Annotated in this window: 15 protein-coding genes; 7 read left to right on the top strand and 8 right to left on the bottom strand. The window is 60.1% G+C overall.

Going from position 1 to position 18,613, the window contains the following annotated elements:
* Positions 1 to 73 precede the first annotated feature (73 nt).
* The 5 genes from EXZ61_RS00475 (at position 74) to EXZ61_RS00455 (ending at position 4,791) form a co-directional block, all read left to right on the top strand.
* Positions 74 to 664 (top strand): CopD family protein, encoded by a 591-nt coding sequence (locus EXZ61_RS00475; protein ID WP_142808222.1) that lies wholly within the window; start codon positions 74 to 76, stop codon positions 662 to 664.
* Between the two features lie 240 nt (positions 665 to 904).
* Positions 905 to 1,906, top strand: a complete 1,002-nt coding sequence (locus tag EXZ61_RS00470; RefSeq protein WP_142808221.1) for a sulfate ABC transporter substrate-binding protein — start codon at positions 905 to 907, stop codon at positions 1,904 to 1,906.
* Positions 1,907 to 1,956: 50 nt separating this feature from the next.
* Entirely contained in the window at positions 1,957 to 2,811 is an 855-nt protein-coding gene (gene cysT / locus EXZ61_RS00465; RefSeq protein WP_142808220.1) for a sulfate ABC transporter permease subunit CysT, read from the top strand.
* Entirely contained in the window at positions 2,808 to 3,695 is an 888-nt protein-coding gene (gene cysW, locus EXZ61_RS00460) for a sulfate ABC transporter permease subunit CysW (protein ID WP_142808219.1), read from the top strand. The genes cysT and cysW overlap by 4 nt, the downstream gene beginning before the upstream one ends.
* A 4-nt stretch (positions 3,696 to 3,699) precedes the next feature.
* Positions 3,700 to 4,791 (top strand): sulfate/molybdate ABC transporter ATP-binding protein, encoded by a 1,092-nt coding sequence (locus EXZ61_RS00455; RefSeq protein ID WP_142808218.1) that lies wholly within the window; start codon positions 3,700 to 3,702, stop codon positions 4,789 to 4,791.
* Positions 4,792 to 4,841: 50 nt separating this feature from the next.
* On the opposite strand, the gene EXZ61_RS00450 is transcribed toward EXZ61_RS00455, so the two are convergent.
* Positions 4,842 to 5,672: a flavin monoamine oxidase family protein gene (locus EXZ61_RS00450; protein ID WP_142808217.1), complete on the bottom strand. Its 831-nt coding sequence runs from the start codon at positions 5,670 to 5,672 to the stop codon at positions 4,842 to 4,844.
* Between the two features lie 18 nt (positions 5,673 to 5,690).
* Positions 5,691 to 6,299: an FAD-dependent oxidoreductase gene (locus EXZ61_RS00445; RefSeq protein ID WP_168224652.1), complete on the bottom strand. Its 609-nt coding sequence runs from the start codon at positions 6,297 to 6,299 to the stop codon at positions 5,691 to 5,693.
* A 152-nt stretch (positions 6,300 to 6,451) separates the two neighbouring features.
* Between EXZ61_RS00445 and EXZ61_RS00440 the strand changes: the two genes are divergently transcribed.
* The gene (locus tag EXZ61_RS00440) at positions 6,452 to 9,442 is read left to right on the top strand and encodes a CHAT domain-containing protein (RefSeq protein ID WP_142808215.1); all 2,991 of its coding nucleotides are present in this window, start codon (positions 6,452 to 6,454) and stop codon (positions 9,440 to 9,442) included.
* Positions 9,443 to 9,478: 36 nt separating this feature from the next.
* Here the strand turns inward: EXZ61_RS00440 and EXZ61_RS00435 are convergent, their stop codons facing one another.
* Genes EXZ61_RS00435 through EXZ61_RS00410 form a run of 6 tightly spaced genes read right to left on the bottom strand, consistent with a single transcriptional unit; the run spans position 9,479 to position 15,441 of the window.
* Positions 9,479 to 10,162, bottom strand: a complete 684-nt coding sequence (locus EXZ61_RS00435) for a FecR family protein (RefSeq protein WP_168224651.1) — start codon at positions 10,160 to 10,162, stop codon at positions 9,479 to 9,481.
* Positions 10,163 to 10,166: 4 nt separating this feature from the next.
* Positions 10,167 to 10,676, bottom strand: coding sequence for a hypothetical protein (locus tag EXZ61_RS00430; RefSeq protein WP_142808213.1), 510 nt, complete (start codon positions 10,674 to 10,676; stop codon positions 10,167 to 10,169).
* Positions 10,673 to 12,622 carry a caspase family protein gene (locus EXZ61_RS00425; RefSeq protein WP_168224650.1) on the bottom strand — a complete coding sequence of 650 codons (1,950 nt, stop codon included), beginning with the start codon at positions 12,620 to 12,622 and terminating at the stop codon, positions 10,673 to 10,675. The genes EXZ61_RS00430 and EXZ61_RS00425 overlap by 4 nt, the downstream gene beginning before the upstream one ends.
* Entirely contained in the window at positions 12,619 to 14,358 is a 1,740-nt protein-coding gene (locus EXZ61_RS00420) for a CHASE2 domain-containing protein (RefSeq protein WP_142808211.1), read from the bottom strand. The genes EXZ61_RS00425 and EXZ61_RS00420 overlap by 4 nt, the downstream gene beginning before the upstream one ends.
* A 56-nt stretch (positions 14,359 to 14,414) precedes the next feature.
* A complete protein-coding gene (locus tag EXZ61_RS00415) occupies positions 14,415 to 14,933 on the bottom strand; it encodes an OmpA family protein (RefSeq protein ID WP_201799100.1) in 519 nt (172 codons plus the stop codon).
* Positions 14,934 to 14,940: 7 nt separating this feature from the next.
* Positions 14,941 to 15,441 carry a hypothetical protein gene (locus tag EXZ61_RS00410; RefSeq protein WP_142808210.1) on the bottom strand — a complete coding sequence of 167 codons (501 nt, stop codon included), beginning with the start codon at positions 15,439 to 15,441 and terminating at the stop codon, positions 14,941 to 14,943.
* A 213-nt stretch (positions 15,442 to 15,654) separates the two neighbouring features.
* On the opposite strand from EXZ61_RS00410, the gene EXZ61_RS00405 reads away from it, so the two are divergent.
* Positions 15,655 to 18,612, top strand: coding sequence for a CHAT domain-containing protein (locus EXZ61_RS00405; RefSeq protein ID WP_168224649.1), 2,958 nt, complete (start codon positions 15,655 to 15,657; stop codon positions 18,610 to 18,612).
* The last annotated feature ends 1 nt before the right edge of the window (position 18,613 follow it).

The following is an 18,613-nucleotide window of genomic DNA, read 5'->3' as shown; positions in this document are numbered from 1 at the left end:
TTCGCGTAAATTCGTATTTCCTTCAGTTTAAGTTCGGAAAAATCAGAACGTCGTAGGCGTAAAGGCCCTGTCCATGACCCAGAATCTGCCACGGCCTTTGTCGGCGCTGCACACAGACCTGCCATCGCATGGCCCACAATGCCCACCTTCAGCCTGCTGCATTGGACAGCACCCTTCACCCAACCCTGAGCCCTACCTTATGTATGACATCCTCAAGCTCCTTCACCTGATTGCCGCCATCGTTTGGATGGGGGGCATGACCTTCATGCTGCTGGCCTTGCGCCCTGCCACGCTGGCCGTGATGGAGCCCCAGCCCCGTGCCCGCTTAATGGCACAGGTGTGGCAGCGGTTTTTTAACGTGGTACTGATCGCGGTCGTGGTGGTGCTGGCCACCGGCGGGCATCTGTACGCAGGTGCTGCTAAGGCGGCGCATGCATCGGGCAATGGCTTGCCGCTGGGCTGGAACCTCATGGCAGCGTTCGGCCTGCTCATGGTGCTCGTGTTTGGGCACATCCGATTCGCAGGTTTCAAGAAGTTTCAGCGTGCAGTCGCCGCAAGTGAGTGGCCCGTGGCTGCCGCTGCGGCTGCCACCATTCACAAGCTGGTGGTGCTGAACTTTGTGTTGGGTTGGCTGGCCATTGGGGCGGTGCGGCTGTTGCGCTAAACAGGCGGCAAGGCATTGCGCGCCGATTCTGCCCTGGGCACCACAAGGCGCGCCCACCCACGTGGTCTGCACCCTGTTGTTTATGCAAGATAAAAAGACATTAGGGATTTCTATATACGCTTTAGCGAATAATCAAACAATAAACAATTCGTTGTTGTTCAGCGCAGTTTTGCCCAGAATTCAGGCATTCGTGGCCCTTCAGAGGCTGCTTACAGGCCTTTTACTTTTTGGAAAAACTCCATGCACCTCAAGCAAAAAACCAAGTTGGCGCTCGCTGTTATTGCGTTGGCAGCTAGCAATTTTGTAGCAGCACAAACCACTTTGCTCAACGTGTCGTACGACGTGTCACGTGAGTTTTACAAAGATATCAACGCGGCCTTCATTGCCAACTACAAAAAGACCACGGGCAAAGACATCAAGATTGACCAAAGCCACGCGGGGTCCAGCGCCCAAGCACGTGCTGTGAACGACGGTTTGGACGCCGATGTGGTGACCATGAACACCACCACCGATGTCGATTTTCTGGCGGGCAACGGCGTAGTGGCCAAAGACTGGACCAAGAAGTTCCCAAGCAATGCAGCCCCTACCAGCTCCACCATGCTGTTTTTGGTTCGTAACGGTAACCCCAAAGGCATCAAAGACTGGGACGATTTGATCAAGCCTGGCGTGCAAGTGGTTGTGGTCAACCCCAAAACCGGTGGCAATGGCCGCATGGCCTATCTGGCGGCTTGGGGCTCTGTACGTGCCAAGGGCGGAACCGATGCACAAGCCGCGGAGTTTGTGGCCAAGCTGTACAAGAACGTGCCGGTTTTGGCCAAGGGTGGACGTGACGCCACCACCATCTTCTTGCAACGCAATATCGGCGACGCACTGATCACGTTTGAGTCTGAAGTGGTGTCGGTGGACAATGAATTTGGCGCAGGCAAGGTCGACGCGATTCACCCCAGCAGCTCCATCGTGGCCGAGAACCCTGTGGCCGTGGTGGAACGCACCGTGGCCAAAAAAGGGACCGCTGACCAAGCCCGTGCGTACCTGAACTTCTTGTACACCGATGAGGCGCAAGAGATTGCGGCCAAGCACGCCATTCGCCCAAGTAACCCGGCCATTCTGAAAAAGTACGCCAGCACCTTCAAGCCCATCAAGCTATTCACAGCAGCAGACTACTTTGGCTCGTTCTCTGAGGCGCAAAAAGTGCACTTCAACGACGGTGGCCAGTTCGATAAGCTGTACACCGTTAAGTAACTCTGGCCTCCTGCGCGCCGTATCGGCGCGCTTTCTTTTTCGTCTGATCCATGTCCATTGCCCCCACCACCCCCAAGCGTGCGTCTAAGCGCGTCCTGCCGGGCTTTAACCTCACGCTGGGCTACACCCTGTTGTACCTGAGCCTGATTGTGCTGATACCGCTGTCAGCACTGGTCCTCAAAACCTTCACCCTCACGTGGGAGCAGTTTTGGGCGGCTGTGGCCAGCCCACGCGTGGTAGCTGCCTACCAACTCACCTTTGGTGCATCGCTCATTGCGGCCTTGGTCAATGTGGTGTTTGGCCTGCTGGTGGCGTGGGTGCTGGTGCGCTACCCCTTCCCCGGCAAGAAGGTTGTGGACGCCATGGTGGACCTGCCCTTTGCGCTGCCCACCGCGGTGGCCGGCATTGCCTTGACGGCGCTTTTGGCTGACAACGGCTGGATTGGTTCGCTCTTGGCCCCCTACGGCATTCAGCTGGCGTTTAACCGCAACGGCATTGTCATCGCGCTCATTTTCATTAGCTTGCCGTTTGTGGTGCGCACGGTGCAGCCCGTGTTGGAAGACATGGAGAAAGAGCTGGAAGAAGCCGCAACCTGCTTGGGCGCAAGCCGCTGGCAGACCTTTCGCCATGTGATTTTTCCGACCATTGCGCCCGCCTTGCTCACTGGCTTTGCCATGGCCTTTGCCCGGGCGGTGGGTGAGTACGGTTCCGTTATCTTTATTGCAGGCAATATGCCCATGGTCTCTGAAATTACGCCGCTCATCATCATCGGCAAGCTAGAGCAGTACGACTACGCGGGTGCCACGGCAGTGGCCACGGTCATGCTGCTCATCTCCTTTGTCTTGTTGATGCTGATCAACGCACTGCAAGCTTGGCAGCGCCGCCGCTCGGGAGCACAGTCATGAGCGGCACAGCGACCTTACGCACTGCCAAAGCGGGCACCACCGAGCCCGCATGGCTGCGCAACACGCTCATTGGCGTGATGCTGACCTTTTTGTTCTTATTCTTGGTATTGCCATTGGCCGCCGTGTGCACCGAGGCACTGCGCAAAGGCTTTGGTGCGTACTTTGAAGCCCTGAAGGAGCCAGACGCCTGGAGCGCTATTCGCCTGACCTTGCTGACTGCCGCCATTGCTGTGCCGCTGAACTTGGTGTTTGGCGTGGCAGCGGCGTGGGCCATTGCCAAGTACGAGTTCAAAGGCAAGGCGTTCTTGACCACCCTGATTGACTTACCGTTCTCCGTGTCGCCGGTCGTGGCGGGCTTGGTCTACGTGTTGATGTTTGGCGCCCATGGCTGGTTTGGGCCTTGGTTGCAAGCCCACGACATCAAGATCGTGTTTGCGGTGCCCGGCATTGTGTTGGCCACCATCTTCGTGACCTTTCCTTTCATTGCCCGGGAGCTGATACCGCTGATGCAAGCGCAAGGCACCGAAGAAGAGCAGGCGGCCCAGGTACTCGGAGCCACTGGCTGGCAAACCTTTTGGCATGTCACGCTGCCCAACATCAAGTGGGGCCTGATTTATGGCGTGATCTTGTGCAATGCACGCGCCATGGGCGAGTTTGGCGCGGTGTCGGTGGTGTCAGGTCACATCCGCGGCCAAACCAACACCATGCCCTTGCATGTAGAAATTTTGTACAACGAATACCAATCGGTAGCCGCCTTTGCGGTGGCTTCTCTCTTGGCCCTGTTGGCCTTGGTCACCTTGGTCATCAAGTCGTTTGTTGAATGGCAGTTTGAGCGCGAGCAAAAAGCCGCAGCTGCCCTCCCCCCAGAAAAACCCAGCGTTTAACACCATGAGCATCGCAATCCGTAACGTCAGCAAAGAGTTTGGCAGCTTCAAAGCCCTTAACGATGTGAGCCTGGACATTGAGTCCGGCGAGCTGGTCGCCCTCTTGGGTCCCTCCGGCTGCGGCAAGACCACGCTCTTGCGCATCATCGCGGGGCTAGAAACCGCCGACCACGGCAACATCTTGTTCAGCGGTGAAGACACCACCGACGTGCATGTGCGCGAGCGCAATGTGGGCTTTGTGTTCCAGCACTACGCCCTGTTCCGCCACATGAGCGTGTTTGACAACGTAGCCTTTGGCCTGCGCATGAAACCACGCGCCAGCCGCCCCAGCGAGTCTGTCATCAAGCAAAAAGTGCATGAGCTCTTGGGCTTGGTGCAACTGGACTGGTTGGCAGACCGTTACCCAGCGCAGCTCTCTGGCGGTCAGCGCCAGCGTATTGCCCTGGCCCGCGCCTTGGCGGTAGAGCCCAAAGTGCTGCTGCTGGACGAGCCCTTTGGCGCGCTAGACGCCAAGGTGCGCAAAGAACTGCGCCGCTGGCTGCGCCGCTTGCATGACGACCTGCATGTCACGAGCATTTTTGTGACCCACGACCAAGAAGAAGCGCTCGAAGTGGCTGACCGCGTGGTGCTGATGAACAGTGGCAACATTGAACAAATTGGCTCGCCCCAGCAGGTGTGGGACCACCCCGCCAGCCCGTTTGTCTATGGCTTTTTGGGCGATGTGAACCTGTTCCATGGCCGCGCCCATGAAGGCGAAATGCTGATTGGCCAAGACCACCATGGCGTGCGCTTGACCAGCCCCGAGCACAGCGCAGCGCAAAACGCCAAGGCCTTTGCCTATGTGCGCCCCCACGACATCGACGTGCAACCCTACAAAGCGGGCCAGCCAGTGGGGGGCATCGTGGCCAAGCTGGTGCGCGCCATTGTGGTCGGGCCGATTGCCCGCCTAGAGCTGCTGCCTGAAGACCGCAGCGCCGCAGGCAGTGGAGACATCATCGAAGCCCAAATTGGCGCACAAGAGTACAAAGCGCTGGAGCTAAAAGACGGCGACACCGTGGTGCTGACACCGCGCAAGGCACGGGTGTTTACAGCGTAAAGCTTGCCAATGGCCGCGCGCGTGTCTACCCAGCGCGAATGAGCGGCCTGCTAAGAGCGCGTGCGCTTGCTGTTGGTGGTGGCGACACCGGCAAGCAGCACTTCTTGTGCAGCCCGCAAGCCTGACTGGTAAGCACCATGCACCGTCTGGTAGTGCTGTCGCTCGGTCGCTTCCCCCGCAAAGAACAGCCGGCCGTGGATGTTCTTTGCCAAGTCATCCCGCTGCGTCGGCGTCGAACCCAACACATGGCAGGAGTAGGCTCCACGGGCGTAGGGATCGGACGCCCAGCGGGTCACCAATGCGTCCACGGGGGCAGGTATATCTCGCCCGAACATGGACTGCAAGGCCCCCACTGCGCTTTGCACGATAGCGGTGTCGTCCCACTGTTCAATCGCAGTGCCAAAGTCCGCCGCGTTGAAGCCCATCAACACCGGGCGCTTGGTGGGGCGCGCAAAGCTCACCCACTCGGCCCACTGGCCTCCCTGCCCTAGCTTGGGTAGGTAGTTGAGCCAATCGAACTCGCTGTCCCAAAACGTTTGCGGGAACAAAAGGCAGCATTTGTTGAGCACCCCGACGCCAAGGCCGTCGATGGCCGCCTGTTTGCCAAAGGGCAAGGCGGGCTGGAAGTGCACACTGCCCGACTTCAACACCCCCAAGGGAAGGGTCACGACCACGCGTGCTGCCGTAAACACCCCCTGCTTAGTCTCTACGCTCACGCCCGCAGACCCTTGGTCCACGATGGCAGTCACCTCATGCTCAAGCTTGACATTCACCCCTGCGGCCAGATGCTTGACCAAGACCTGGTAACCATCAAGGAACAGCAACTCGTCACCGTCATAGGATGAACCACTGTCAAACCACTGCGCGGACAGCTGGTCCACCGCGCCACCATACTCGTGCTAATAGCTGCTGTTGAGCACATAGTCGATCATGCGCTGCTCCACAGCCGCACGGCGGTCATAGTCCAAAGCGCTGTAGACCAAGGCTTTCAGCGAGCGATCACGTCGGGCACGCCCACCTTGCGCGATCGCGGCTCTGATTTGGGCCCGGATGGATTCGAGCCACCTCTGCTCCGCCGCGCCAAGTTCACCGCCATCACCGCTGTAGACGCCGGCACGCTCTTCGCTGGTCGGCGTCAACCGAGCGCCCATTTGGCGCGCGAGCTTGGCAATCGGGTTGGCGGGCCCAGCGCCGTGAATCCAAGAAGCACCTAGGTCTATCGCCGGCCCTTGCCAATGCGTTTGGGTAAACACACGCCCTCCTATGCGGTCACGGGCCTCCAAGACCAAGACGTCCATGCCTGCGGAACGCAAACGCTGAGCCGCCGCCAGCCCAGACACACCCGCACCAATAACAATGACGCGCCCACCAGCCACGCCGGGAGCCATGGGCTCTGTGAGATCTGTGGGCCGCTGTGTCTGCGCAAACGCCTGCGGTGCCAAGACGGCCCCCAACCCGAGGCCTACGGCGCCCATGGCGGTGCGGCGTCCCAACTCTATATGTCGCATAGCTCCTCCAATCGATCGCTGGGTGATGCGCATGGTTTGTACTGCTTTAGAAGCCTAGGCACAAGGCCATTGCGCTAGCGCATACTCCTAGCCTCTGCATGCAATCGGCCATTTGGCAAGCAACTGGTGCAGTGCGCTAGGCCCTCATTGCCATGGCACGGGTTACTCGTATGCACATTTGCGCGCCCTCGACCAAGGCATTGGCGTTTTGCTTCACGTTATGGCTTGCGGCAATGGGCGGTCACGCTACAGCGCAAGACGAACTAGGCAGTGCGCTCAAGCAGGTGAGCCCCGAAGAAGCGTCCTCGCTGCGGGCCCTATTGGCGGCCCCATTGCCCACAGACCTTGCCGACGGCGCGCTCAAGTCCCTGTTGCGCAGCAAACAAGTTGCCGGAGAAAAACTGGGGGACTCACAAGCTTTGCTAGCGTTGTATCGCAGCTGGGAAAAGCTGATGCCCGCAACGCTGCCGCGCAATAACTTTGCGATCGAGCTCATGCGTGCGGGCGAGATTAACGAAGGCCTACGTACGCGCACTGCAGAGGTGAACCAGACAAAGCCTGGCCCTCGGCAAGAGCATGTGCGTGTGAATTTGGTAGGCGACCTCAAGAACTCGGGCCGCATAGAAGAAGCGGCTCACGTGCTAGCGCTTGCAAACGCAAACATAGCGCTTCTGAAGAAGCAAAAGACCCTTGTGAGCTTGGACACGGTCTACTTGCTGCGCACCGAATCCCGCGCACTGCGCCTTGGCTCTGAGATTCACAGCTACTACGGGCGAAAGGATGCAGCACTGCGACTAGCCATTACTGCCGTAGAGGTGGGGCGCAACGGGTTTGCAAGTGCAAAAGCAGAGACCCGTTTACCCCAAGACGAGCTGCAGAAAGAGGTGCGCTACGCCGCGGGTGACTTGGCCTCGGCGCTGAGCCAGTTGACTATTGCATGGCAAGACGCAGGGCGTTACGGCGATGCAGACCGCAGTTTGCGCCAGCAATTGGAGCTGGCAAAAACAGTGGCCTTGGAGCCCCGCTATTTCAATGAAATTTATGTACGTGCAGCCAGCCTGCGCTTTGACCAGCATGAGTTCGTCTCCGCAGAACGTTATTACCTGCAAGCAGACCAACTGGCTCAAACCCAGGGGCTGGTAGCCAGCAGTCCCACGCGGGTCAACCTAGCGCGCATGCGTATCGCGACGCTCTTGGGGCAGCACCGCTGGAGCGACGCTTTGGATAGGCTCGCCAGCTTGGATGCTGCTGCGCAAAATGATGCACCAGCGGCCAAGCGCTTCCAAATGCCTCTAGAACGCGGCTATACCTATCTTGGCAGTCACACGCACTTGGACGAGGCCGCAACCCTGTTTGAACAAGTCGCACTGGAGCAGGGCAAACGCTACCCACAAGGCCACTTTTACGTGGCACAGGCAAAAGGCCTGCAAGGCGTGGCTTTGTGGAAGGGCGGTGACCCCAAGCAACGGCCACTGGCTCTGACCTTGATGCAAGACGCCATACGCGACTACATGCAACCCGACAACTTCAGCTACGAAGCCGTTGGACTGCGCGCTGACATTCGCGCGCTGATCTTCGCAACTGCTTTGGATGCGACCTTTGCTAGCCCCACGGTGAACCGCATGGACCTGGTTGGGCCCGCAGACTGGGTGCGCGGCGGAGCGGTGCAAGAAGCTGTTGCCGATGCGGCGTTGCGTTCTGCCGCAGTGGAGCCCGCCTTGGCCGAGCTGGTGCGCAGCGCGCAAGACGCTAAAAACACCATTGAGGCCTTGCGCAAAATCTTGCTCGATGATGCATTGGCGCCAGCCGACGTGCAGTCGAAAATGCGTATTCAAGTAAGCGATCTGGAGATCAGCAACAAGCAGTTGCAGATCCAGATTCAGGCCCGTTTTCCCGACTACGCCCGCTTGGTGCGCCCCATGCCCCCCGGGGTCAATGACCTCAAAGCTGCTTTGGCTGAAGACGAAGCTTTGCTCATGCTGCTGCCCACAGAACAGGCCGTTTACGTATGGGCACTCACACGCGATGGCCCGGGGGCTAGCGCGCGTGTGGTGCTGCCACGCACAACCTTACGCAAGCTGGTCAACGACCTGCGGGGGACACTTGACTTTGCCACCATGGGCAATGTCGTATTGCCATTCAACTCGGCTGCGGCCAGCACCTTGTACGAACGATTGCTGCGCCCTGTAGAAGCCGCACTCACCGACAAGCGCCATCTGGTGGTAGCGGCCGGTGACGCCCTAGGGCAAGTTCCCTTTGGGCTGCTTCTGACCAAGCCAACGAAGACACTGGACGCCAACGCACCGTGGCTCATCAAGCAAGCCGCCATCACCCATGTACCCAGCCTAAGCGCCTGGCTCGCGGTGAAACAGTTGTCCAAAGTCGCATCGGCCCCCGACGCATTGGTCGCATGGGGAGATCCCGTTTTTGGCACACACGCCCACGCACTGGCTGCTGCAGACCCCAACGCGCGGGACGTACGGCTGGTGGACTTGGATCAGGATGACGCCAAAGAGTCTAGGCAATACGCCGACATACCCACACTCCCAGAAACACGCGACGAACTCTTGGCGATTGCAAAGGCCTTGCAAGCCGACCCCCAACGTGACCTCCATTTGGGTAACTTGGCCACCAAGGCAAGCGTGCTTGCCAGCAGCAAAGCGGGCGAGCTACAGAAGAAAAAAGTCATCGTATTTGCAACCCATGGCCTGATGGCAGGCGACTTACCACGGTTAACGCAGCCGGCCTTAGCGCTTGCGGCCACCGCGGCGAGCGCGCAGTATCCCCTTGACGCACTGCTGACCCTGGACGACGTGCTCACGCTCAAACTCAATGCCGACTGGGTGGTGCTGTCGGCTTGCAACACCGCCAGTGCCGATGGCAAGGGAGAAGAAGCGCTCAGTGGCTTGGCGCGGGGCTTCCTCTATGCGGGCAGCAGAAGCCTGCTGGTCACCCACTGGGCGGTCGAAAGTGAAAGCGCAAAGTTGCTCACCACCGGCACGCTGACCCACTACGCCACCCAAGCCACCGCCCGCAAAGCCGAGAGCTTGCGCCAGGCCATGCTCAGTGTGATGGCAGACAAGCGTTATAGCCACCCGGCTTTTTGGGCGCCCTACGCCTTGGTGGGAGATGGCGGGCGCTGAAAGCGAGCCATGGTGCTTGCACCCCGACCCCATGTGCTATTTCAGCATTGCATCCATGCCCGTTTTCTTGAAGAACAACATGGCCCCCAAGAGCTTGCGGCCTGCCGGGCGCTTGATGCCTGAGCCGTCTTTGGGGGTGAGCTCTGGCTCGCCGCCAAAGGCTACCTCGCCGGGGTCTACGCTTAAGACGGTGCCATCTACCGCTTGCAGGGTTGCCGCACCGCTGTTGACCTGCAAGTAGGTACCACTGGCGTTGTCGGCCACGGCCTCGTCAGCCACCGCGATTTCGATGTCGGTGCCACGGATTCCAATGGTGGCGGTCTCGGTTTCAAAGGCAACGCGGTGGCGCGCAGGACCACGTCCCGAAACAAAGCGCAAACCGCCTTTGACCATGTGCATGGTTTTCTGGCGCTTGGTCATAGGCCCGTGCTCACGCAAAGTCGTCAGCCGCAAGTTCGAACCCGGCCGCAGCACCATCCGAGCGCCGTCATCAAACCGGATCAGTAATTCGGCTTCGCCCTCACTGCGAAAGCTGTCGCCCTCTTGCACCGCCATGCCAGCCAGCACGGTTTGGGCTTTGTCGCCCCGCTCTAGGTGCAACACACCGTGCACCGCGACCACACGTGCTGCATGGGCCACGCCTACGGCCCCACCCCAACCCATAAGGGCGAGTACCAGGCAGCTCACCACCGAATACGGCTTGAAGGTGCTATGCGGCATAGGGCTACTCCACCTCCACCCGCAATTCGCGCTCCGCCACACGCTGCTTGGCATCTTGGATTTGCAGAATCAGGCGGTGCTTGCCCGGCGGAATTTTTGCATTGTCCAGGGTGAAGCCGTCTTTGCTGACCGTCACGTATTTGGTGATACGGCTGGTGATGTCAATCTTCAAGGCGCCGTACATCACTTTGAAAGTAGAGGGGTCGATCTGGGCATCGCTTTGGCCCTTGAACTCCACCGCAATGGCAAAGGGAGCTTTCACCTTGAGGTCGGCTGTAGGTTCGGGCTTGAGAATGTCAATCACCGGAATAACCGAGCGCGGACGCAAGCCGGGCGCTTCGTCAAATCCCGCCTCGCCCTTGTAGGCTTGCGCCTCCGCTGCGGTGACCAGCCACCCGGCAGATGCTTCAGAAAGAACAGGTGCCAAAGTGCCCTGTGCGCCCACGGGTATTGCGTAAGCAGCTATAGAAAACAGAGCACCCCAAACCAGGGTGCGTGCGCTTGTTTGCATCATTTGACTTCCTCCACTGAAACCATTGCGGCGCCGTAGGCGTCAGAACAGGCGGTATTCTGCTGCCGAGCCGTGACACTCTGGCACACCGGGCTGGTGCCTAGGCGTGAAGTGCTCATCAAAGCACCTAGTTGGGCGCGGCCAGTGGCGTCATTGAGCGAACTCACAAAAGGGCCTGCCTTGTTGGCAGCCAGCGTACTGATTTCGCGCGGTGCGTCTGTGACCATCACCATCACATGGTCTGTGCCAACCGGCCCCCCAGCCGATACACGCCAGTTGGCACGGGGCAGCGTGAGCTTTTGCCCCGCTTCAATTGTGTTGTTGCCGTCCAAATCGTTGGGGAACAACAGGTACACGGACTGGTTGTCAGAACCAGCCAAGGCCACGTACACATAGCCCGCACGGTCAGACTGCACGCTGAATTCCAAGGCATCTTTGCCTATGGTCAGCGTGCTCTTGCCTAGGCTTACCCGCACATTGCGCTTCGCATCGCGCTGGTCCCACATCTGGCGCAGTGCCTGTTCACCCGTGAGGGGCTTGGCCACCACGACCGGGGCAGGTGTTGGGGCGGGCACGGGCACAGCAGGTGCGGCGCTCACAGGCTTGGCTGGGGCCGCTACCAGGGCTTGCGCGGGCGGCGTGGGCGTGGGCGTGGGCAAGCTCACCATGGGCGCAGCACTCACTTGGCTGAACCAGGCAGGCACAAAGTCGGCATTGCCGTTGAGCATCAGGTTATGGGCCTTGTAGTTGGCGTCATTGGCCATGCGCTTGTTGATTTTTTCTTGGGCGCACATGCGAATCTCGTCCATGGTGATGGCGCCTGAGTTGTCCACGTCTTTGGCATCGCGCAGCATGCAGTCGCGCATGTACTGGGTGGCCAGGCCGCCTTTGAGCTCATCGTCAAAGCTCACCTCGTTGTCACGCGAAGCACTGACGTGGATGATGTCTTGGGGCAATGCCCCTTTGCTTTGTGCCTCTACCACCAAGTTGCGGGTTTTGACGTTGACCGGGCGGCCGCACTCGTCGGAAATGTTGGCGAACTTGGGGCGCAGCAGGCCATCGTCATTGGCGTTTGTGAACCCGCGCGTGCGCACGCTAGAGGCCGCTTGCACCACGCCGCCCGAGTGGCAGGCGTCGTACATCACAAACAACTTGTCGGTCTTGTTGGTCATGGGCTTGAGCAGCTCTGCCATCTCGTGGTTGGTGAGCGTACCGCTTTGGCCCCCGTCGTAGGCCAGCAGCGCTTCTACGCAGCCTCCGGCCGTCGCATCTTTGTAGCGGGTGCCATGGCCTGAAAAGTGGATGAATACCCGGTCACCGTCTTGCACCTTGTCGGTGAGCTCGCGCAGGGCTTTGCGGATGTTGTCGCCCGTCGCCTGCTCATCTTGCAGGTACTGAATATTGCCTGCGGGCACTTGCATGGCCTGTGCCATTTGGGTGGCCGACTCTTTGTCCACGCGCGCGCCAGGCAAGGGCGGCGTGTTGGTGTCTGCGTAGCGGCTCACCCCAATGATCAGCGCGTGCCGATTCACCCGGGGTGGCAAGCTGCGCACCCCCAAGGTCAATGCGGTGTTGCCAGCGCTTTCGCGGCCACTGCGCATGCCAGACGCTGCAGAGCTGCCCGCCTGCAGGTCGATAGCACTGGCGCGCACCCAGCCGGTCAGTTTGGCTGCGGCTTTGTCGACCGCGCTGGCTTCTACCAAAGCCCACCCACCCTCCACGCTGAGCAAGCGCAAACTGGTGCCGGCAGGCACATTGCGCAATACGGCGGCTGAACCCAGCTTGTCTGCGCGCAGCTCTGTGGCCCTGACTGCAGTGAGCGCCTGCCCGGCCCCTGGGCTGGACGCTACCTGGGCGCTGGCTGACGTCGCCAGTACCGTGCCCAAGGCCACGGCGCCTAGGGTTCGCAAGAGGGTTTTCGGGCATCGGCGCTTGTGAGCTTGAGTCATGTGGTTTTCCCTGGGTTGTTGTGTGTTGAAGGTGCCGGCACTGCGTGGGCTTGAGGGGCGAGCGCACCGAACGTCGCCCATGTTTGGTACGCGTACTGGGCCAGTTGCAGGCGCCGGCCCGCCAAAAGGGCGGCTTCGCCACCCGCGTGGACGGGAACCATTGGCAAGAGCGAGAGCGGGCCTGCCTGCTGCACCAGGCGCTGGGTTTGGCGAGTCAGTGCAGGCAGCGCACGCTGCAGCGCATCGGGTGGGCCCACCACGGCCGCAAAGCGCGCGAGTTCGGGCCAGCGCAAGGTCGCGGGCCAGACCACGTTGGAGTCGCACACCAGCACACGGCATTCGGGTGCGTGGCGCTCTACCGCATCGATCAGACGGTCCAAGGGCTCTTCCAGCCAAGCCGCATCGCGTCGCAGGGGCCATACCGCCAGCACATCGCCCTGCGGTGGTAGGCACCAATGCACCCGCCGCAATGCACTCCAAAAGCGCAGCACCGCCAAAAACACCAGCCCTAGGGCTGCGGACAAATGCAGGTCAACAAACACGGGGGAGCCATTCAAACTCAGGTAACTGACGCCCAGCAAAGCCGCCGGCAAGGCCAGCAGGGCCGGTGCCAAAGAGGCCGCACTCTTGAACTGCACCCACAAGGCCAAGGCCACACACAAGGCAATGGCCAGCGCCGCTTGCAAACCGCGTGGCAACTCACGCAGTTGGCGCTGGTTCATGGCGTTGTCCACCACCACGGCCAACGCGTCCACCCCGGCATGCATATTGGACAAAGGTGTGGGGTGGATATCGTGCAGGCTCGGTGCAGTAGCCCCGATGATGACCACCTTGCCCGCCAACGAGGGGACCGGCACCCAAGGCGGCTCGCCTTCTGCCTGCATGAACACATCGGCAAACGCAAGGTGGGGATAGGCGTTCGCGCGCTTGGGCCAGACGATGAGGTCGTCTTTGCCGCCTATTCTTTCGCTAGCGCCCACCAGATATGCACCAGCCGCTTCTGAATCTATAGCAGACAGCACACTCAAGGGGAGGGACTGGATGGCGCTGCCGTCGCTCAGTCGCTCGAAGTAGCGGTAGCGACGCAGCACCCCATCATCATCCACATAGCCGTTGTTGTAGCCCAAGCGCCCATTGGCTACCGCCGGCAACCCTGGGGGAATGAGGGCCACAGTGGCTGCAGGCAGCGACGGCTGTGGAGCGCTCCGAGGCTCCGCAAGCAGGGCTTGCAAATGGGGCGCTAGCCACAGGCTGGGCAAGGCGACTTTGCCGATTTGGCTGTCCGCATCATTGCTCTGTGGCAGGCGCACCACCGAGAAGTGGCTATGTACGCTGCGCTTGGCGGCCTCATTGAAGGCCGCGTCTCCCCCCGGACTCAGGCGGTCAGCATCGGAAAACAACACATCCCACACCACCGCTGCGGGTTGCTGGCGCTCAATGTGCTCCAGCACAGTGGCCAAGGTATCTCGCGGCCAAGGCCAGCGGCCGAACTCTTTGCCCATGCGTGCCAATGAGGCTTCGTCAATATCCACCACCACAATGCGAGGGTCTGGCGCAGGTGCCAGCACACGGGCACGCACCATGGCGTCATAGGTGGACTGGGTGAGCCCACCTGTGAACTTGAGCACCAACACATCCAACAACACCCACAGCGCAAACACCAGCACCAAGCCCCACGTGACCCGCCGTGCAGGCAGGGCGCCAATGGCCTCGCTAAAGCGGTCCCACAGGTGCATACCTTAGGTGCTCACAACCGAGGTGCGAACCGCACGAAGCTTGGCAAGTGCAAGGCTCAGTTCAGGTTGACGATGCGCACGCGCCGGTTCTCTGGCGCATAGGGGGACTCGCTATTGGCCAACTCGGTGGCCCCTTTGCCAGCGGCCACCAAACGCTCCTCGGTCACGCCACGGGCCTTGAGGAAGTCGGCCACGGCTTGGGCACGCTGGGCGCTGAGTTTGAGGTTGTAGTCCTCATTGCCTTTGGCATCGGTGTGCCCTTCCACTGCAAAACGGCTACTGGCCAGCTCAGGCGTTAAGAGCGCCTGCGATAAGTTCAGCAACGCTTGTTGGCTTTGGGGCCGCACACGGGCGGAGTTGAAGTCAAACTGAATCAACAGCGAGAGCGACGGACGCTCAGGGGCTTGCGCTTGCGCGCCGCCAGTTGCCTCAACGGCCAAGTTGCGCAAGCTGCGCAGGCGTGGCGGGGTTTTGAGCTGCTGCACCATTTGCTCAGCAGTGGGCGTGGCTACTTGTGCCGATGCGCCTCCTGAGGCACACAGCAATACGGCTAAAAATAGGGCAGTGAGACGCATGGCAGACCTACTTGCTTGGACGCTGCACAAACACAATTTTGTCAACCACGGAGACCCCTTGGGGGTCTGCCTTCAACACGATCTGCGCATCGTAGGCTTGTGCGGGCTTGTATTGGGCGTTGATTGCCGCGGCATTGACCATCTTGCTGGCGTTCCATACCGCACTGATCGCACTGATCAACAAAAACGGGTCTTTAGGCGTGACGCTACCGGGGGGAGGGGTCACCTTCACGGTGCCGCCACCGGCCTCCACAGAGGCCATCCAATGATGCAGCCGCTCAGGCAAAGCACTGGGGGCAATGCGGTCGTAGAACGCCACGTCCACCTTGGGCAACTTGGCGGCTAGCGCGCCCGACAGGTCACGGTCAAAGCCTTGCAAATCTACAAACGCGACTTCGGGCTTAGCTGCAACTGCCGCGCTAGGTGCGACAGGCTGGGTTTCGCAGGCCGTGAGGGAAGCCGCCAAGAGCAGTGTGGTCGCCAACATGGGCACAGAGAAGTGTTTCATTACTTAGGGGTTCCTAGGTTTGCGTGAGGGCACTGGGCCCACCCACTGGGTGGCCGCAGTCTAACGGTGAAGCGGCCATGCTCCAATAGCGAGGCGTGTGTATTACACACGCTTAGCCGTTAAATTATGCGCGGGCCACGTAGCGTTCATGTGAAGCCTGATGCACTAAGCTCGCCATCATTATTTCAGGGGGACTTTTGGGTGGGACATTTTTTGCGATTCATCGCCACGCTGGCCATGCTCTGCGGGTGTGCCTTGCCAGTGCTGGCGCAGTCTGACGATATTGCAGGCGCGTTCAAAGCCTTGACCTCGGAAGAGACAGCCAACTTGCGCTACCGATTGGCCCAACCCCTTCCCGTGACAAAAAATGCCGACACGCTCTCGATGTATATCGATGTCAAGATCAACGCAGCAAAGCGATTGGCAGACTCGGCTGCCTATGAAGTGGTCATGCGAGAAGCCGTGCGTGCCTTGCCGAACAATGCCACCTACAAACACAACTTAGCCTTAGCGCTCTACAGCCGCGGCGACGCCAATCAAGAGGGCAATGACCTCATGCGCCAGGCCATAGTGCTCTTTAGCCCCGTGCATGGCGCTTTTTCCGCCGCTCTGTTGGGATGCGAGTTGTTGCTGCAAAGCAATTTGGAGGGAGCAAGCAAGACCCTCATGGACTCGCGCGAACTCTTGCGCGTGCTCGAACTAGCGCCCGCCAAAGGCAAGGATCAGCGCTTACTCACGCGTGCACAAGGAAAAATGCAGGAATGCACCTCACGCCTAGAGTCGTACAAAGGGCAGCCCCAAAAAGCGATTGAAGCTGCGGAGCAAGCCGCCCATTTGGCACGCCAAGAGTTAAAGCTGGTGCAAGCGGCCAACGACCCCGGGCGACTTAAGGAGCTTTATGCCTTTCAGTCGGTGATCAATGCATTGGAAAGAAAGCTGGGAGCTTATCGTGAGGCTGGGCGTTTGGGCGATGCAGAAACAGCGCTCAAAGAGCTGGTGGAGTTTTCAAGCCGTCATCAATTGCCGCCGGATTTCCTGAGCCGCATCTACCGTACAGCAGCGAACCTACGTTTTTCACAGCGCGAGTTTGCCCTCGCGGAGCAGTTGTACCGCAAAGCAGATGCTGTGCGAGCAAAGCTAGGCGTACCAGAGGCCAGTGTGGAGCGCGCACAAATCTCGCGAGACCTGATGAATAGCCTCAGTGCACAGGGCCGCTGGAAAGACGCCTTCGCGCTACGAACAGGTCTAGACCAACTGGAACAAGCCAACCCTAAGCTACAGGGCAAAACTGGGCTCAACACAGACAACGGTTACTTGTATTTCGGCAATCAACAGTATGCAAAGGCAGCGGTTTTCTTTGCCCGTTCCGTCAAATTCAACCAAGCCAATCTAGGAGAACAACACTTCTTCACCACGCAGGCGCAAGGCTTGCAGGGTGCGGCGCTGTGGCGTGCGGGTGGAAGCGACAACCAAGTAGCCGCCTTGCCTCTGCTGAAGTCGGCGGTGCGGGCCTATATGCTCCCCGCCAATGCCGACAATCTGGAAAACGTAGGCCTGCGCAAAGAATACCGTGAGATTGTTTTCGCGGCCTACTTGGACGCCTTGGCACTCACACCCGGCGAAGACGCCACCCAGGCCATGGGCGCTGCTGACTGGGTGCGTGGCGGTGTGGTGCAAGACGCGTTGAATGACGCCGCGGTGCGCGCCGCAGCGCGCACACCCGCACTGGTGCAGCTGGTGCGGCGCGAGCAAGACATCAAGCTGGAAATTTCAGGCCTGCGCACCCTGTTGAGCCAAGACGCAGGGCAAGCACTTTCCGAGACTCGCGACAAAATCGCTGCCCTTGAAAAAGACCGGCAACAGCTGCAAGCCGACATCAAAACCGCCATGCCGGAGTACGACCGCTTGGTGCACCCCGTGCCACCCACGGTGCAAGAGATCGCAAGCAAGCTCGATAGCAAACAGGCCGTGCTGTTGCTCCTGCCCACCCCGCAGGCAGTCTACGTGTGGGCCGTGAGTGCAGACCGCCCGGCGGCCTTTGTGCGCGCCGACATGGGTGCCGACACGGTGAAGGCATTGGTCAACCGCTTGCGCCAGCAGCTGGACTTTGGAACGCCTGGCAACGCGGGTACCCGGTTTGATGGAGATGCCGCCTTTCAGCTCTACGACACCTTGTTGGCACCGGTAGCGCCCGCCTGGCGCGGCAAAACGCAGCTCATCGTGGCGGCAGGTGGCGCTTTGAGCCAAATTCCCCTCGGTCTCTTGCACACCCGCGCGGGCGGTGGCTTTGACAGCAAAGCACCTTGGTTGATTCGTGATGCAGCCATTGCCCAAGTGCCCAGCCTGTCCGCCTGGCTCGCCCTTAAAACCGTAAGTCAAACCAAGAACGCGGACCCATCCTTTGTGGCCTGGGGCGACCCAGCGTTTCGCATGCAGGCCAGCGCAGCCACTGGCCAAACCACCCTGCGCAGCCAATCCACTGCTAGCAACAGCGCCAATGACCTGGCTCTCGACCTCGACGCCTTGGCCAAGCCCAACGCTTCAGGGCTGCGCTATGCCGATATACCTGCACTCCCCGAGACGCGCGATGAGCTGCTGGCCATTGCCAAAACGCTCAAAGCCAACCCGGGCAGCGATGTGTACTTGGGCGCGCGGGCTACGCGCGAGAGCGTGTTGGCGGCTAGCCAAAGTGGCCAATTGCAAAACAAACGCGTCATCGCCTTCGCTACCCATGGCCTTATGGCAGGTGACTTGCCCAAGCTCACGCAACCGGCTTTAGCCTTGGCTGCCACCGGGGCAGAAGCCCAGAACCCACTGGCACCGTTGCTCACCTTGGAAGACGTGCTGTCGCTCAAGCTCAACGCGGATTGGGTGGTGCTGTCAGCCTGCAACACTGCGGCAGCGGATGGCAAGGCGGAAGAAGCCTTGAGCGGCTTGGCCCGTGGTTTTTTCTACGCGGGCAGCCGCAGTTTGCTGGTCACACACTGGGCAGTTGAAAGCGAGTCCGCCAAGCTGCTCACGACCAGCACCTTCGCCCACTACGCCGCCAACCCCAAAGAGCCCAAGGCCGAGAGCCTGCGCCAAGCCATGCTCAAAGTGATGGCAAACCCCAAATACGCCCACCCCGCCTTTTGGGCCCCTTACGCTCTGGTGGGTGATGGAGGGCGCTGAG

Source organism: Rhodoferax aquaticus (genome assembly GCF_006974105.1).
In the GTDB taxonomy this organism is placed as follows: domain Bacteria; phylum Pseudomonadota; class Gammaproteobacteria; order Burkholderiales; family Burkholderiaceae_C; genus Allorhodoferax; species Allorhodoferax aquaticus_A.
The sequence above is the reverse complement of the archived record's forward strand: the minus strand, read 5'-3'. Positions and strand labels throughout refer to the sequence as shown.

What these genes read in the sequence shown, in the direction of transcription:
- EXZ61_RS00475 (WP_142808222.1), top strand. Translation starts at nt 74, where the DNA reads ATGACCCAGAATCTGCCACGGCCTTTGTCGGCGCTGCACACAGACCTG.
- EXZ61_RS00470 (WP_142808221.1), top strand. Translation starts at nt 905, where the DNA reads ATGCACCTCAAGCAAAAAACCAAGTTGGCGCTCGCTGTTATTGCGTTG.
- cysT (WP_142808220.1), top strand. Translation starts at nt 1,957, where the DNA reads ATGTCCATTGCCCCCACCACCCCCAAGCGTGCGTCTAAGCGCGTCCTG.
- cysW (WP_142808219.1), top strand. Translation starts at nt 2,808, where the DNA reads ATGAGCGGCACAGCGACCTTACGCACTGCCAAAGCGGGCACCACCGAG.
- EXZ61_RS00455 (WP_142808218.1), top strand. Translation starts at nt 3,700, where the DNA reads ATGAGCATCGCAATCCGTAACGTCAGCAAAGAGTTTGGCAGCTTCAAA.
- EXZ61_RS00445 (WP_168224652.1), bottom strand. Translation starts at nt 6,299, where the DNA reads ATGCGACATATAGAGTTGGGACGCCGCACCGCCATGGGCGCCGTAGGC.
- EXZ61_RS00440 (WP_142808215.1), top strand. Translation starts at nt 6,452, where the DNA reads ATGGCACGGGTTACTCGTATGCACATTTGCGCGCCCTCGACCAAGGCA.
- EXZ61_RS00435 (WP_168224651.1), bottom strand. Translation starts at nt 10,162, where the DNA reads ATGCCGCATAGCACCTTCAAGCCGTATTCGGTGGTGAGCTGCCTGGTA.
- EXZ61_RS00430 (WP_142808213.1), bottom strand. Translation starts at nt 10,676, where the DNA reads ATGATGCAAACAAGCGCACGCACCCTGGTTTGGGGTGCTCTGTTTTCT.
- EXZ61_RS00425 (WP_168224650.1), bottom strand. Translation starts at nt 12,622, where the DNA reads ATGACTCAAGCTCACAAGCGCCGATGCCCGAAAACCCTCTTGCGAACC.
- EXZ61_RS00420 (WP_142808211.1), bottom strand. Translation starts at nt 14,358, where the DNA reads ATGCACCTGTGGGACCGCTTTAGCGAGGCCATTGGCGCCCTGCCTGCA.
- EXZ61_RS00415 (WP_201799100.1), bottom strand. Translation starts at nt 14,933, where the DNA reads ATGCGTCTCACTGCCCTATTTTTAGCCGTATTGCTGTGTGCCTCAGGA.
- EXZ61_RS00410 (WP_142808210.1), bottom strand. Translation starts at nt 15,441, where the DNA reads ATGAAACACTTCTCTGTGCCCATGTTGGCGACCACACTGCTCTTGGCG.